This window comes from Streptomyces sp. 63XJN7_1_ISO-PGPR-S23-121 (assembly GCF_056173025.1).
Genome location: NZ_CM149653.1, coordinates 6415839 through 6429721, shown reverse-complemented (window position 1 = coordinate 6429721; position 13883 = coordinate 6415839). Strand labels below are relative to the sequence as shown.

9 protein-coding genes, 3 tRNA genes and 1 pseudogene are annotated in these 13883 nt (G+C 75.6%); 4 read left to right on the top strand and 9 right to left on the bottom strand.

All coding sequences use genetic code 11. The features are described from left to right. Positions 1-30 precede the first annotated feature (30 nt). Both AC0VYN_RS28830 and AC0VYN_RS28825 read right to left on the bottom strand, forming a co-directional pair. On the bottom strand, positions 31-1482 hold the full coding sequence (locus AC0VYN_RS28830; RefSeq protein WP_475533311.1) for a xylulokinase: 1452 nt from the start codon (positions 1480-1482) through the stop codon (positions 31-33). A 59-nt stretch (positions 1483-1541) separates the two neighbouring features. Next, positions 1542-1847 carry a YtxH domain-containing protein gene (locus tag AC0VYN_RS28825; protein WP_451685901.1) on the bottom strand — a complete coding sequence of 102 codons (306 nt, stop codon included), beginning with the start codon at positions 1845-1847 and terminating at the stop codon, positions 1542-1544. 147 nt (positions 1848-1994) lie between these two features. On the opposite strand from AC0VYN_RS28825, the gene AC0VYN_RS28820 reads away from it, so the two are divergent. The 3 genes from AC0VYN_RS28820 to AC0VYN_RS28810 all read left to right on the top strand — a co-directional run bounded on the left by AC0VYN_RS28820 (position 1995) and on the right by AC0VYN_RS28810 (position 2427). Further along, positions 1995-2067 (top strand) — tRNA-Asn (locus AC0VYN_RS28820). Positions 2068-2072: 5 nt separating this feature from the next. After that, a tRNA-Asn gene (locus AC0VYN_RS28815) sits at positions 2073-2145 on the top strand. A 208-nt stretch (positions 2146-2353) separates the two neighbouring features. Continuing rightward, a tRNA-Ile gene (locus AC0VYN_RS28810) sits at positions 2354-2427 on the top strand. 35 nt (positions 2428-2462) lie between these two features. Here AC0VYN_RS28810 and AC0VYN_RS28805 read toward each other — a convergent pair. The 4 genes from AC0VYN_RS28805 to AC0VYN_RS28790 all read right to left on the bottom strand — a co-directional run bounded on the left by AC0VYN_RS28805 (position 2463) and on the right by AC0VYN_RS28790 (position 6067). Next, entirely contained in the window at positions 2463-2606 is a 144-nt protein-coding gene (locus tag AC0VYN_RS28805; RefSeq protein WP_385463390.1) for a hypothetical protein, read from the bottom strand. Between the two features lie 81 nt (positions 2607-2687). Beyond that, positions 2688-3365, bottom strand: coding sequence for an ANTAR domain-containing protein (locus AC0VYN_RS28800; RefSeq protein WP_475533310.1), 678 nt, complete (start codon positions 3363-3365; stop codon positions 2688-2690). Between the two features lie 167 nt (positions 3366-3532). Further along, positions 3533-5008, bottom strand: a complete 1476-nt coding sequence (locus tag AC0VYN_RS28795) for a GAF domain-containing sensor histidine kinase (RefSeq protein ID WP_475533309.1) — start codon at positions 5006-5008, stop codon at positions 3533-3535. 21 nt (positions 5009-5029) lie between these two features. Continuing rightward, positions 5030-6067, bottom strand: coding sequence for a rod shape-determining protein (locus AC0VYN_RS28790; RefSeq protein ID WP_475533308.1), 1038 nt, complete (start codon positions 6065-6067; stop codon positions 5030-5032). Between the two features lie 322 nt (positions 6068-6389). Here AC0VYN_RS28790 and AC0VYN_RS28785 point away from each other — a divergent pair, with 322 nt between their 5' ends. Next, positions 6390-10001: a S8 family serine peptidase gene (locus AC0VYN_RS28785; protein ID WP_475533307.1), complete on the top strand. Its 3612-nt coding sequence runs from the start codon at positions 6390-6392 to the stop codon at positions 9999-10001. 252 nt (positions 10002-10253) lie between these two features. On the opposite strand, the pseudogene AC0VYN_RS28780 reads toward AC0VYN_RS28785, so the two are convergent. The 3 genes and pseudogenes from AC0VYN_RS28780 to AC0VYN_RS28770 form a co-directional block, all read right to left on the bottom strand. Then, positions 10254-11634, bottom strand: a pseudogene (locus AC0VYN_RS28780) (carboxyl transferase domain-containing protein). Next, the gene (locus tag AC0VYN_RS28775; protein ID WP_475533306.1) at positions 11627-13072 is read right to left on the bottom strand and encodes an acyl-CoA synthetase; all 1446 of its coding nucleotides are present in this window, start codon (positions 13070-13072) and stop codon (positions 11627-11629) included. Before AC0VYN_RS28775 ends, AC0VYN_RS28780 begins: the two are co-directional and overlap by 8 nt. A 91-nt stretch (positions 13073-13163) precedes the next feature. Then, positions 13164-13760: a hypothetical protein gene (locus AC0VYN_RS28770; protein ID WP_475533305.1), complete on the bottom strand. Its 597-nt coding sequence runs from the start codon at positions 13758-13760 to the stop codon at positions 13164-13166. Positions 13761-13883 lie beyond the last annotated feature (123 nt).

Genomic DNA, 13883 nt, shown 5'->3' with positions numbered 1-13883 from the left:
CCGGCCGCACGGGCGCCCCCGGACCGCCGCCTAGCGCAGCGCCCCCGGGTGGGTCTGCTCCCGCACCGACACGTACTGCTGGCGCACCGCCTGGCCCACGGCCAGCTCCTCGCCCGGCTCCAGCACCTGCGCGACCGCGCCCTGCCAGGCCGGGGGAGTGCGCGGGTCCAGCGTCCCCTGCGACACGCCCAGCGCCCAGGCCGCCTGCCGGGCCGCGCCGGTCGCCGCGTAGTCCGCGGGCTGCGGTACGACGACCTGCACCCCGAACAGCGCCGGTGCCACCGCCTGCACGGCCGCCAGCTCCGCCGCCGCCCCCAGCAGGAACACCCGCCGTACGTCCACCCCCCGGCCGCGCAGCACGTCCAGGGCGTCGGCGAGGCCGCACAGCATGCCCTCGAACGCGGCCCGCGCCAGGTGCTCGGGCTTCATCGACTCGCGCCGCAGCCCGGCCAGCGTCCCGGCGGTGTGCGGCAGGTTCGGTGTCCGCTCGCCCTCCAGGTACGGCAGCAGGACCAGCCCGTGCGCGCCCGGCGTCGACTTCATCGCCAGGTCGGACAGGCTCTCCAGGTCCGGCAGACCGAGCAGTTCGGCGGTGCCGCGCAGGGTCCGTACGGCGTTCAGGGTGGTGACGACCGGCAGGTGCATGCCGGTGGCGTCGGCCAGGGAGGTGATCATGCCGCTCCGGTCGACGAGCGCCTCGGGGTGCACGGCCATGACGGACCCGGAGGCGCCGAGGGAGACGACCGCGTCGCCGAGCCCGATGCCGAGCCCGAAGGCGGCGGCCATCGTCTCGCCGGTCCCCGCGGAGATCAGCAGGCCCTCCGGCGTCGTGCCGGCCGCGTCGGACGGGCCGATCACCTCCGGCAGCATCGCCTGGTGCCCGAGCGCCAGCTCGACCAGATCGGGCCGGTACCCGCCGGTCGCCGCCGACCAGTAGCCGGTCCCGGAGGCGCCGCCCCGGTCGGTGGTCCGGCGGGCCGGCCGCCCCAGGAGCTGCCACACCAGCCAGTCGTGGGCCTGGAGCAGCACGGCGGTCCGCGCGGCGGCCTCGGGCTCGGACCTGGCCAGCCAGCGCAGCTTGGTCACCGGCTGCGGCGCTGCGGGCACGCAGCCCACCGCCTGCGCCCATTCCTCGCGTCCGCCGAGCGCGTCGATCAGGTCGGCCGCCGCCACCTGCGAGCGCTTGTCGCCGCCCACCATGGCCGGGCGCACGGTGTTGCCCTGCGAGTCCAGCGGCACGACCGAGTTGGCCTGGGCCGAGACCCCGATGGCCTGCACGCCCTCCAGCAACCCGCCGCCGGCGGCCTCCCCGAGGGACAGCAGCCAGGCCTGCGGGTCGACGTCGGAGGGCCGGCCGCCGCCCTCGGGGCTCTCGACCGGATGCGGCGCGTATCCCTGCCGGAGCACGGCACCCGTGTCCGCATCACAGACGACGATACGAGTGAAATCGGGCGCACTGTCCAACCCGGCGACTATCCCCATGCGGAAATTCTGCCGCACGGCGGAGGTGTCCGTACCGGGTGGGGTCACGCGCACGCGCCTCAGGTGTTGCTGGTGCCCCAGTCGTCCGAGGCGCTGCCGCCCGCGTTGCGCTCGCGCAGCGAACGCACCCGCTGGGCCACCGAGTCCGGCATCCGGTCGCCGACCTTGTCGCTCATCACGTGGTAGGCCTTGTCCGCGATGTGGCGGCCCTGCTGCGCCGCCGACTCCGCGGTGTTGCGGACGGCCGGGTTCTGTGCGACCTGCCGGGCGGACTTCCTCAACTGCTCGTAACGCTCCCGCCCGGCCTTCGTGCCGAGCACGTATCCGAGGGCGAGTCCGACGACGAATGTGAGCCGGTATCGCATGGCGGCCACCTTCCCTTGCGTAGCTCCGTAGGTGCCGGGGAGTACCGATTGGCGAAGCACCCCCCTGCTTGCGCTAATGTATGTGTCGCAGCGAGCGCGCGCCCCCTGGCGAATACCCGGGTGGGTGCGTTCGATGCAACGAGGCATTCCTCCGTAGCTCAATTGGCAGAGCAGCCGGCTGTTAACCGGCAGGTTACTGGTTCGAGTCCAGTCGGGGGAGCTCGGTCCTCCGTAGCTCAATTGGCAGAGCAGCCGGCTGTTAACCGGCAGGTTACTGGTTCGAGTCCAGTCGGGGGAGCATGATGAACGAGGACCCTTCGGGGTCCTTTTTCATGTCCGGACGCTTGCTCCCGCAACTGCCGGGAAGCCACGGGAACCGCGCGGCACGCTGCGGTGTCCCAAGGTCGTGAAGGCGCCGTGGTGAGCCGACCAGCCGAGGCAGGAGATCGTATGAGCGGCTATGCTGCGGCAGACGGCGCGCACACATGTACGCGACACGCCGTTATGGGGCGGTAGCTCAGCCGGTTAGAGCAGCGGACTCATAATCCGTCGGCCGTGGGTTCGAGTCCCACCCGCCCCACTGAGCACCACCCACCCCGCGCGGGGGACGCCGGATCACCGGCCTCCCTCGCCGCCTTCCTCGGTCTCGTCGTCGCGTTCGCCCTCGGCCTGGGACGGGGTCGTCTGCGACGGGTTCGGGACGTCCGTCCGCTCGTCGTCGCGTTCGCCCTCGGCCTGGGACGGGGTCTGTTCGCTCATCGTGGCACCTCCTGCCGGGCCGCTCTCCCGCGCCGAGTACCCCCGCCCGCCGTGTCGGTACCACGCCCACCGGGACCGGTCTCAGCGGCCGGCCCGGTCCAGGGCCGTCCGCAGCGCCGCGCGCACCTCGGGCGGTGGCGGCGGGCCGTCGTCGCGGGCGCCGTCGGTCACCGCCGCGGCCACCGTCCGCAGCTTGGTGTTGGACAGCTGCGAGGCCTCCCGCAGGATGTGCCACGCCTCGTCCGGCGTACAGGCGTGCAGCGCCATCAGGACGCCCCTCGCCTGGTCGATGACCGGACGGGAGGCGATGGCCTGGCGGAGCTGCTCCACCTCCTCCTGGAGCCGGTGCAGCCGCTCCGACCGCTCCGCCGCCACCGCCGAGCCCACCGGCTCCGCGGTGGAGGGGCGGGGCGTGCCGCGCAGGGGAGCGGTGGTGTCCAGGCCGAGCAGTTCGAGGATCCTGCGCGGCTGGCCGGTCCAGTTCCGTGCCGTCACCGGCACCGCCCACCGGTCGCCGTAGCCGCGCAGCAGCTCCAGGAACTGCAGTCCGGCCGTGTCCATGAAGACCACGCCGCTCATGTCCAGGTCGACCCGGTCGATGCCCGCGGGCAGTGCGGCCAGGGCCTCGGCCAGGACGTCCGCACACCCGTGGACCAGCTCTCCGTGCGCGACGAGCAGCGCTCGGCCCTCCTCCGCTCGGCCGTCGATCACCAGGGCGGCCGGCCTCCCCGCCGGACGTGGTGGTGCCCCTGAGGTCATGTCACCGCCTTGTGCGTCCTCGTTGTTGCCCGACGACGACCGCGACGTCACCCGGCCGCCGTCTGCCGGAGCGCCTGCCCCCCGTCCGCGGGCGGTACACCCCGTTGCGGGGAATGACCGGCCCACGGACGGGTAAAGGCTGTGCGGGTCCCGGCCGGGCCGCCCGCTCAGAGGGGCGACTGCCAGGTGGCCGTCGTCACCGGGGTGCCGCCCGCGGGGGCCGTGCCGCCGGGGTCCCCGCCGGACACCGGGGCGCCGTACGTCCCCTCGGGCGTGCCGTCGTGCGTGACCGTCAGCCGCACGGCGTCGCGGCCGTCCGGCAGCGACGCGGTCGCGTCGACGGAGACCTCGACGCGCAAGACGCCGTGCCCGCGCGACGCGGCGGCCAGGGCGCGGCGCAGGGCGTCGAGGAGGCCGTCGGCGACCCCGTCCGGCACGCGGCTGTCGACGGGGCCCCTGAAGTGGGTGGAGGGCGGGAAGCCGAGCCGGGCGGCCGCGGACGCGGTCTCGCGCAGCACCCGGCCGCGCAGGCCGGCCGGCGGTCCGGCCGGGGGCTGCTGGAGCGCGAGGATCGCCGTGCGGACCTCCTGGACCGTGGACCGCAGTTCGTCCACCGCCCGGCCGAGCAGGTCGCCGACCTCGTCCGCCCCGGGGCGGCGCAGGGTGGACTCCAGCATCATGCCGGTGGCGAACAGCCGCTGCACCACCAGGTCGTGCAGGTCGCGGGCGATGCGGTCGCGGTCCTCGTAGACCGCGAGGCGCTCCCGGCCGCGCCGGGCGTCGGCGAGGACCAGGGCCAGGGCGGCCTGGGACGCGAACTGGGTGGCGAGCAGCCGTTCGACGTCCGTGTAGGGGCGGCCGCCGCGGCGGCGGGGCAGCGCCAGCGTGCCGATCAGCCGGCCGTTCGCCTGCAACGGCAGCATCATGCTGGGCCCGAACCGGTGCCGCACGCGCGTGGTCATGCGCGGGTCGGTCGCCGAGTCCGCGACGAACACCGGCTCGCCGCCGAGGAGCTGCTCCAGGACGGGGCTGCCCGGGGCGATGACCGCGCCGACGATGCCGTCCGGGTCGTCGGGCGCCGAGGCGGTCACGATCTCCATGCCGCCCTCGGCGGTCGGCTGGAGGATGACCCCCGCCGAGGCGCCGGCGAGCAGCCGGGCCCGTTCCGCGACCGTCGTCAGGGCGTCCTCCGCGCTCTCGCCGGTGAGCAGCGCGGTGGTGACGGCCGCGGCGCCCTCGATCCAGCGTTCGCGCTGCCGCGCCGTCTCGTACAGCCGGGCGTTGCCGATGGCGATGCCGGCCTGCGCGGCGAGGACCCGCAGCAACTGCTCGTCGTCGGCCGTGAACGGACCGCCGCCGGGCGGCCCGGCCAGCCGCAGCTCGCCGAACTCCTCGTCCCGCACGTGGATCGGCACCCGGAGCCGGTCCCCGGTCCCCGCGGCGCCGTCCCCGGGGCCGGTGCGGATCTCGGGGAGGCCGGTCGCGTCCGGGTCGGCGGGGGTCAGGGTCGCGCGGGCCGCTCCGGTCAGTTCGGCGGCGCCGTCCACGACGTTCCGCAGGGTGCCGCGCAGGTCGAGGTCGGTGCCGACGCAGAGGACGGCGTCGAGGAGGCGGTTCAGCCGTGACGCGGGCCGCGGGGTCATGCCGTCGGACTCCCGGCCGGGTCAGTCGGCCAGCGGGTCCAGCACCAGCGGTTCGACCCGGCCCTCCAGCATCGTGCCGAGCCCCTGGACGGCGCACACGTCGGGCCGCTCCGCGATGTGCACCGGCATGCCGGTCGCCTCACGCAGCATCTGGTCGAAGCCGGGCAGCAGCGCACTGCCGCCGACCATCATGATCCCGCGGTCGGCGAGGTCCGCGACCAGGTCCGGCGGGCAGTCGCGCAGCACCTTGCCGATGCCGTCGAGCACGGCGGTCAGCGGCGTCTGGATCGCGTTGCGCACCGCGGCGGTGTCGACCTTCACACTGCGGGCCAGTCCGGTCGCCACGTCCCGCCCGTGGATCTCGGTGGACGTAGGACCCTGCGGGGTGAGCCCGTTCCCGGCCAGGGCGAGCTGGAGCGGCCGCACCGACTGGCTGGGCAGGACCAGTTCGTGCTGGTGGCGCAGGAGCTGCACGATCGCGTGGTCCACGGCCTCGCCGCCGACCGGGATGCGCTCGGCGGTGACGGTCGAGCCGAGGGAGAGCACCGCGACCTGCGTGGAGTGCGCCCCGCACACCATGATCATCGTCGCCTCGGGCTGTTCCACGGGCAGCCCGCAGCCGACCGCCGCGGCGATCAGGGTGTCGACGAGCTCCACCCGCCGGGCGCCGAGCCCGACCAGCGTCTCGATCGCCGCCCGCTGGGCCAGCGGATCGGCGTCGTGCGGCGTGCAGACGGCGGCGCGCAGCCGGGGCTTGCGGCGCAGCGTCCGGCGGATCCTGTCGCCGAGCAGGTGGCGCAGCATGCGCTGGGCCATCTCGATGTCGACGACCGTGCCGCCGGAGACCGGCCGTACGACCCGGATGTAGCCGGGGGTGCGGCCGGTCATCTTCTCCGCGAGCTCGCCCACCGCGATGAGCGCGCCGGTGCGCGTGTTGACCGCGGCGGCGGACGGCTGGTCGACGACCAGCCCGGTGCCCTTCACATAGACCCGGGTCCTCGACGCGCCGAGGTCGACGCCGAAGTGGCAGCGGCGCAGCTGCTCCAGAGTGGCGGTCATGGCAGTTCCTCCCGAGAGCGCGGACCGTACGGGTCCGGCGGGGTGGCCGGTCTTCTAGGCATCGTGCGCGCGGGCGGCGGCGGGCGCCGCCCGGAGGGGGCCGGGCGGGGGGCCGCCGAATGGGGGGCGGCGGAGCGCACCCCGCCGGCGGTGCGCGGCTCCGGCGTACGGCGGCGGGGCGCGGGGACGCCGCGTGCCGCCGCGCCGTGCCGTCGTCGCGTGGCGGGAACCTGCCGGGGCGCCAACCCGCCACGTCCTGACAACTCCCTTGCACCACATGCCCCCTGAGACTCTTCGCAGCACTCCAAGAAGAGAGGCGAGGATGAGCAGAGGACCAGTCAGACGCGTGGCGACCCTCCTGTCGGCCGGGCTTGCGCTGGCACTGTTGCCGGCCGCACCGGCCGCGACGGCGCGCGAGGCTCCCCAGGGCCCCCGGATCCAGGCGGCCACCCGTACCGTCACCCTCGTCACCGGCGACCGGGTGACCGTCACCGACCTCGGCGGCGGCCGGCGGACCGTCACCGTCGAACGGCCGGCGGGCGCCACCGGCGCCGTGCGCACCCAGAACGCGAACGGCGCGATCAGCGTCGTACCGGACGAGGCCCTGCCCTATCTGCGCGCCGGGCGGCTCGACGAACGGCTCTTCGACGTCGACGAGCTGCTGCGCCAGGGCCTCGCCGACGGCGAGAGCGGCGAGCTGCCGCTGATCGTGACGTACGGGAAGGACGCGCGGACCCTCACCCCGCGCGGCGCCGAGCGGACGCGGGCGCTGCCCAGCGTGCGCGGCGCCGCCGTCGACGCGGACAAGGGGCGCACCTTCTGGCGGGCGTTCACCGGGCAGGACGGCATCGACGGCGTGTGGCTCGACGGCCGGGTCACCGCGGCCATGGCCGAGAGCAACGCCCAGATCGGCACCCCCGAGGCCTGGCAGGCCGGGCTGACCGGCAAGGGCGTCACCGTCGCCGTGCTGGACAGCGGCGTGGACGCCGGCCACCCCGACCTCGCCGGGCGGATCGCGCGGAGCCGCAGCTTCATCGCGGGGGAGGAGGTCGCCGACCGGCACGGCCACGGCACGCACGTCACCTCCACCGTCGGCGGCAGCGGTGCCGCCTCCGGCGGCAAGGAGAAGGGCGTCGCGCCCGGCGCCACGCTCGCCGTCGGCAAGGTCCTGAACGACCAGGGCTCGGGCAGCGAGTCCGAGATCATCGCCGGAATGGAGTGGGCCGCCCGGGACGTCGGCGCCGACATCGTCTCGATGAGCCTCGGGTCGACCGAGGCGAGCGACGGCACCGACCCCATGGCGCAGGCCGTCGACACCCTCTCCCGCGAGACCGGCGCGCTGTTCGTGATCGCCGCCGGCAACACCGGGGCGCCCTCCTCCATAGGCTCGCCGGGTGCCGCCGACGCGGCGCTGACCGTCGGCGCCGTCGACTCCGCCGACCGGGCGGCCTGGTTCACCAGCGCCGGCCCCCGCTACGGGGACAACGCGCTCAAGCCCGACCTGTCCGCCCCCGGCGTCGGCATCCTCGCCGCCCGGTCCCGGCTCAGCGAGGGCACCGGCGACTACACCTCCATGGACGGCACGTCGATGGCGACGCCGCACGTCGCCGGAGTGGCCGCCCTGCTCGCCGAGGAACACCCCGACTGGACCGGCGCGCAGCTCAAGGACGCGCTGATGTCCACGTCGAAGCGGCTCGACGCCTCCGCCTACCAGCTCGGCGCGGGCCGGGTCAGCGTGCCCGACGCCGTCGGCGCGCGGATCACCGCGACGGGCAGCGCCGACCTCGGCTTCCACTCCTGGCCCTACGACGGCAACGAGCCGGTCACCCGCACCGTCACCTACACCAACTCCTCCGACGCCCCCGTCGCGCTGGACCTGTCCGTGCAGGGGGCGCCCGACGGCGTCGCCGCCCTCGCCGACACCACGCTCACCGTGCCCGCGCACGGCACGGCGTCCACCACGGTGACCGGGGACGGCGCGAAGGCGCCGGTCGGGAACACCGGCGGGCAGATCGTGGCCTCCACCGGCGGCACGCCCGTCGCGCACACCGCGTTCGGGCTGGTCAAGGAGGAGGAGCGGTACACGCTCACCGTCCACGTCAAGGACCGCGCGGGCGCGGCGACCGCCGCCGATCTCGCCGTCCAGCGGCTGGCCGAGGGCGTCGACACCGTGCCCGCCCACGTCGGCGACTCCGGCACCCTCCGGCTGCGGCTCGCCCCGGGGACGTACAGCCTGACCTCCTTCCTCGACGTGCGCGGCAGCCACGGCGCCGACTCGCTCGGCCTCGGCTTCCTCGCGGCCCCCGAGGTCGTCCTCGACCGGGACCGGGAGATCACCCTCGACGGCCGGAAGCTGCGCGAGGTCCGCGCGGACGTCGGCCGGCGCACCGAGACCCGGCAGCTCCTCATGGAGTACGACCGCAGTGCGAACGGCTCCGACCTGTTCGGCGCGGTGCAGGTGCCCCTGACGTACGACAGCGTCTTCGCGGCGCCCACCGGGAAGGTCGCCCAGGGCGGCTTCGAGTACCGGACCGTGTGGCGGCTCGGCAGGCCGATGCTGGAGGCCAAGGGGATCACCGAGGCCGTCGTGCAGCCGGGCGGCACGCTCGCCGAGGGCCGGACCAGGCTGCCGCTCGTCGACGTCGGCGCCGGCCCGGTCACCGGGGCGAAGGGCAAGGCGGTCCTCGCCCGGCTCACCGGGGGCACCGAACCGGCCGCCCTCGCCCAGGCCGCCCAGGACGCGGGCGCCAAGGCGCTGTTCGTCACCGACGACGCGCCCGGCCGGCTGATGGCGTGGTGGGGCACGGACGACAACGCCGACCGGCCGCTCACGATCGCCACGGTGAACGCCGCCGACGCCGCCCGGCTGCGCGCGGCGGGCCGCGTCGACATGACCGGCACGCGCGACACGCCCTTCGTGTACGACCTGTCCGAGGGACACCCCGGCGGGGTGCCCGACCGGGACCTGACGTACGAGCCCGGCACCCGTGACCTGGCCGCCGTGCACACGAAGTACCACGCCGCCGAGCCGGTGGCCGGGGGTGGGTTCCGGTACTCCATCACCGGCACCTTCCCGATCGGTATCGGCTTCAAGGAGCGCATCGACTACCCGGCCGAACGCACCGAGTACGTCTCGACCGGGCCCGGTCAGCTGTGGCACGAGTCCGTGGACGCCGCCGACGGCGCGCTGGAGCAGCGCGGCGGGCTGGTGCGGTACGAGGGCGGGACGCGCCCGGTGCTCGACTGGTTCAAGCCCGTCTGGCACCCGTGGCTCGGCACCGGGCTGGGCTGGGGCCAGCAGCGCGCCGGCGACCGGCTCCAGTTCAACGCCCCCGGCTGGGGGGATTCCGGTCCCGACCACACCGGCTTCGGCGACGTGTGGAGCGAGGGCAGCGGGATGACCCAGACCACGGCGGTGTACCTGGACGGGGAGCTGGTCGACGAGGGGCCGTCGTCCGCCGCCTACGTGGATGCCGCGCCCGCCGACGAGCACACGTACAAGCTGGTCACGGACACCGCGCTGGACGCGGACCGCTGGACGCTCGGGACGAGGGGCCGAGCCGAGTGGACCTTCCGGTCGGCCGCGACCCCCGAGGACCGGTGGACCTTCCTGCCCCTGATCAACCTGTCCTTCGACGTGGACACCGACCTCGCGGGCGAGGTGCGCGGCGGGCGGAAGCTGTCGGTCGGGCTCGGCGCCGAGTACGTGGCGGGTGCCCCGGACACCGGGACGATCGGCGGCGGGACGCTCCAGGTGTCCTACGACGACGGCGAGTCCTGGAAGCCGGTCCGGCTGACCGGCAAGGGCGCGTCCTGGCACGGGACGCTGGACGTGCCGCGCGGTGCCGAGCACGTCTCGCTGCGGGCCTCGGCGCGTGACGACCGCGGCGGCTCGGTCACGCAGGAGATCGTGCGGGCCGTGGGCGTCCGGTGACGCACCGGGGGCGCCCGTGACACGCGGACGGCGCCGCCTCCCTGGGACGGGGAGGCGGCGCCGCCTGGTTTCTCCGACCGTCAGACCAGCCAGCCGACGAAGTGGACGAGGCCGGCGAGGATGTCGGTGAGAAGGTTCATGATCGTGCAGCTCCTTGCGCTGTTCATGGTGTGGGACCTGCGCTCGGCTACGGTCTGCAGCCCGTCGCTCGCGCACCGTCAGTATCTCCGGGCGCACGAACCCCGTGCGATCTCATGAGCGACGATCACCTGTTCCAGGGAACAACTGCTCCCCTGTTCGAAGCCGCAGCACGCCCAGCTCCGCCAAGTCCTGCGGACGCAGGCGAAGTTGGCCGGCCGTCGCCTCCACCTCGTCCGGGGCGCGCTTCAGGATGGCCGCGGCGAGCTCCGGCGCGATGACGGAGAAGTAGCTGTCCGGCGTGGCCCAGGTGCTGCCGGGCGCGGCCAGGGCCAGCGCGCCGCCCGAACCGCCCTCCCCGATCACCAGCGTGGTCACCGGCGTCCGGGCCGCGGCCACGGCACCGAACAGGTCGGCGATCGCGGCCCCTGCCCCCTGGCGCTCGGCCTCCGCGTCGTTCGCCGCGCCCGGGGTGTCCACCAGGGTCAGCACCGGGATGCCGAGCCGGTCCGCGAGCCGGACCAGCCGGGCGGCGGTGCGGAAACCGGCGGGCCTGGTCGCCGCCCCGGTCTGGGCGGCGTACGCGACCGTCCGCCCCGCGTGCTCGCCGAAGCCGCACAGCATGCCCCCGGCGTCCGTGCCGCCGCAGCGGTCGCCGGACAGGGCGACGCGGTGGGTGAAGTAGGCGTCCAGGTAGGCCCCGGCGCGCGGCCGGCCGGGCGCCCGGGCCCGCCGGACCGCCTCCCACCCCGTGTCCGGCAGGCCCGTCGCGCCCAGCGGCTCGGGCACCGGCGCCGGGGCGTCCGACGGCGCCGTCAGCAGCCGCAGCCAGCGCCCCAGCGTCCCGCGCAGCTCCCCGGAGGGCACGACGGCGTCCGCGCTGCCCGCCGCCACCTGCGCCTCGGCGGTGTACGCCGCCGGGTCGGCGTCCGGCGGCCGGACCCGGGAACCGGCGAAGCCCACCTGGGCGCCGGGCAGCGCGAGGACCACGTCGGCGCCCGCGCCCAGCGTCGCCCAGCCGCCCCCGGTCGCCGGGTCCCGCAGCACGGCGATCTGCGGAAGGCCCGCCTCGCGGGTGAGCGCCGACTGGCGGGCCACCCGCTGGAGCTGGGTCAGCGCGAACATCCCCTCCTGCATCCGGCTGCCCCCGGTGGCGACCAGCGGCACGACCGGCAGCCGGTGCTCCCGCGCGTACGCGTACGCCGCCTCCAGCCGGTCGCCCGTGCGCCGGCCGAGCGAGCCGCCGAGGAACCCGAACTCGAAGGCGAGCAGCACGGCACGCACCCCCTCGACGTGCCCGGTCCCGCAGACCACGGACTCCGTCTCGCCGGTGCGCCGGGCGGCGCGGGCGCGCTGGGCGCCGTAGCCGGGCCAGCCGAGCGGGCCGTCGGGTTCCGGGCCGCCGCCCGCCGGGTCGCCGCCCGGGCGGGGGAAGCTCGGCGAAGTCGTCGGTGAGGAGGGCGAGGAACGCGCGGGCCGGGAGCCGGTCAGTCATGGGCCAGCGCCCGCTTCATGATCTTCCCCATGTCGTTGCGGGGCAGGGCGTCCAGGCACCGCAGGACGCGGGGCCGCTTGTGCGGGGCGAGCCGGCCGGCGACGTGCGCGGCCAGCTCCTCCAGGGTGGGCGGCGCCTGGGCCTCGGCCGGGACGATCCAGGCCACGACCCGCTCGCCGAGGTCCGGGTCGGGTTCCCCGGTGACGGCCGCCTCCCGCACCCCCGGGTGCTCCAGCAGCGCGTTCTCGATCTCCCCGGCCCCGATCTTGTACCCGCCGCTCTTGATCAGGTCGGTGGCCTTGCGGCCGACGATGCGGACGTAGCCGTCGGGATCGCGCACCGCCATGTCGCCGGTGCGGAAGAACCCGTCCCCGGTGAAGGCGGCGGCGGTGGCGTCGGGGCTGCCCAGGTACTCCGTGAACAGGTTCGGGCCGCGCACCTGGATCTCGCCGACGGTCTCCCCGTCGTACGCCGTGATCGGCGTGCCGTCCTCCTCCACGAGCCGCAGCTCCACCCCTGGCAGCGGCACGCCCACGGTCCCGGCGCGGGGCTCGCCGTCCGCGCGGACGCTCGTGTTCATCAGGGTCTCCGTCATGCCGTACCGCTCGATCACGCGCCGGCCGGTCGCGGCGGCGATGCGCTCGTGGTCGTGCACGGGCAGCGCGGCCGACCCGGACACCAGCAGCCGGGCACCCGCGAGCGCCTTGGCCAGCTCCGGGTCGCCGGGCAGGGCCTCCGCGACCCGGTGGTACATCGTCGGCACCCCGAACAGCATGGTCGCGCCGGCGCTCAGCTCCCGCGCCACGCCCTCGGTGCCGAACCGGCCGAGGTGCCGCACCGATCCGCCGCGCCGCAGCGGTCCGAGGATCCCGAGTACCAGCCCGTGCACGTGGAACAGCGGCAGCCCGTGCACCAGCACGTCGTCGCCGGTCCACTGCCAGGCGTCGGCGAGCGCGTCCAGGGTGGCGGCGAGCGCCCGCCGGGGGATGACGGCGCCCTTGGGCGGGCCGGTGGTGCCGGAGGTGTAGACGATCAGCGCCGCGTCCCCGGGACCGCCGTCGTCCGCGGGGGCGGGGCCGGCGGCGCGCACGTCGACGTCCACGCGCGGCAGTCCCGCGAGCGGCCCGGGCAGTTCGTCGCCTGGCGCGGCCAGCACCAGGGCCGGGCCGCTGTCGGACAGGATGTGGCCGAGCTCCTGGTCGCCCGACTTCGGGTTGAGCGGCACGGCGGCGACGCCGGCGAGCAGGGTGCCCACGACGGCGACGGCGGTCTCCAGCGCCGGCGTCGCCCACACGGCCACCCGCCCGGCGCCCCGTACCCGCTCACCTACGGCCCCGGCCGCCGCGGCCAGTTCCCCGTAGGTGAGGGAGCGTTCTCCGAAGCGCAGGGCGGCGCGGCCGTCCGGGGCGCCGGTGAGGGCGGGGAAGAGGGAGGACACGCGTTGCTCCTGGGGGCTCGGGGAACGGACACCCGGTTCCTACCCCGGCCCCACCGCGATCCGACGCGGCGGGAGGTTGACGCCGGTCACGTCACCCCCGCGGCACGGCCGCCGTCCGCTGGAGCAGCCCCCAGGTGAACTCCGCGACCACCTCGTGCCGCCCCCCGTGCGCGTCCGGGGCGGTGAGGGCGAGCCCCCACCGGGTGGGCGCCGAGCCCTGGAGCGGCCGGGCCGGGGCGAAGGCGCGGGCGGCCTCGTCGACCGTGCAGGACCACGGGGTCAGGTCGTCCAGCGTGCGCAGCGGCGGTCCCTGGGCGCCGGGGGCGCGGACCAGCCACTCGTTCCAGACGACGCCCCTGCCGGCCACGAGCACCTCGAAGCGCAGGTCCGGCCACAGGGGCAGCCGCCACAGCCGGGCCTCGCACTCCAGGTCCCCGATGCGGCGCGGGGCCGCCGACTCGGGCTCGCCCAGCACCGAGCGGTAGCGGGAGGCGGCAGAACGGGCCCGCGGCGAGCGGAGCATCGCCTGCCAGCGCCGGTTGGCCTCCCGCATGTCCGCGATCGAGGCCCCCAGTTCGCGGCGGGCGTCCTCGACCAGGCCCGGGTTGTGGTCGGCCATGCGGCGCAGCAGCACGAGCTGGAAGTCGAGCGGCGTGAACGGGCCGGCGGGGCGCTTCGCGGAGGGCATGGGCCCATCGTCGCGCACCGGGGCAGGACGGGCCCGCGTGCCCATTGCCGGGGCAAACGCAGTATGAGTAGCCTGTGTTCGCCATTCCGATCGCCTGTTGATATCTCGAACATCGGGTATCGC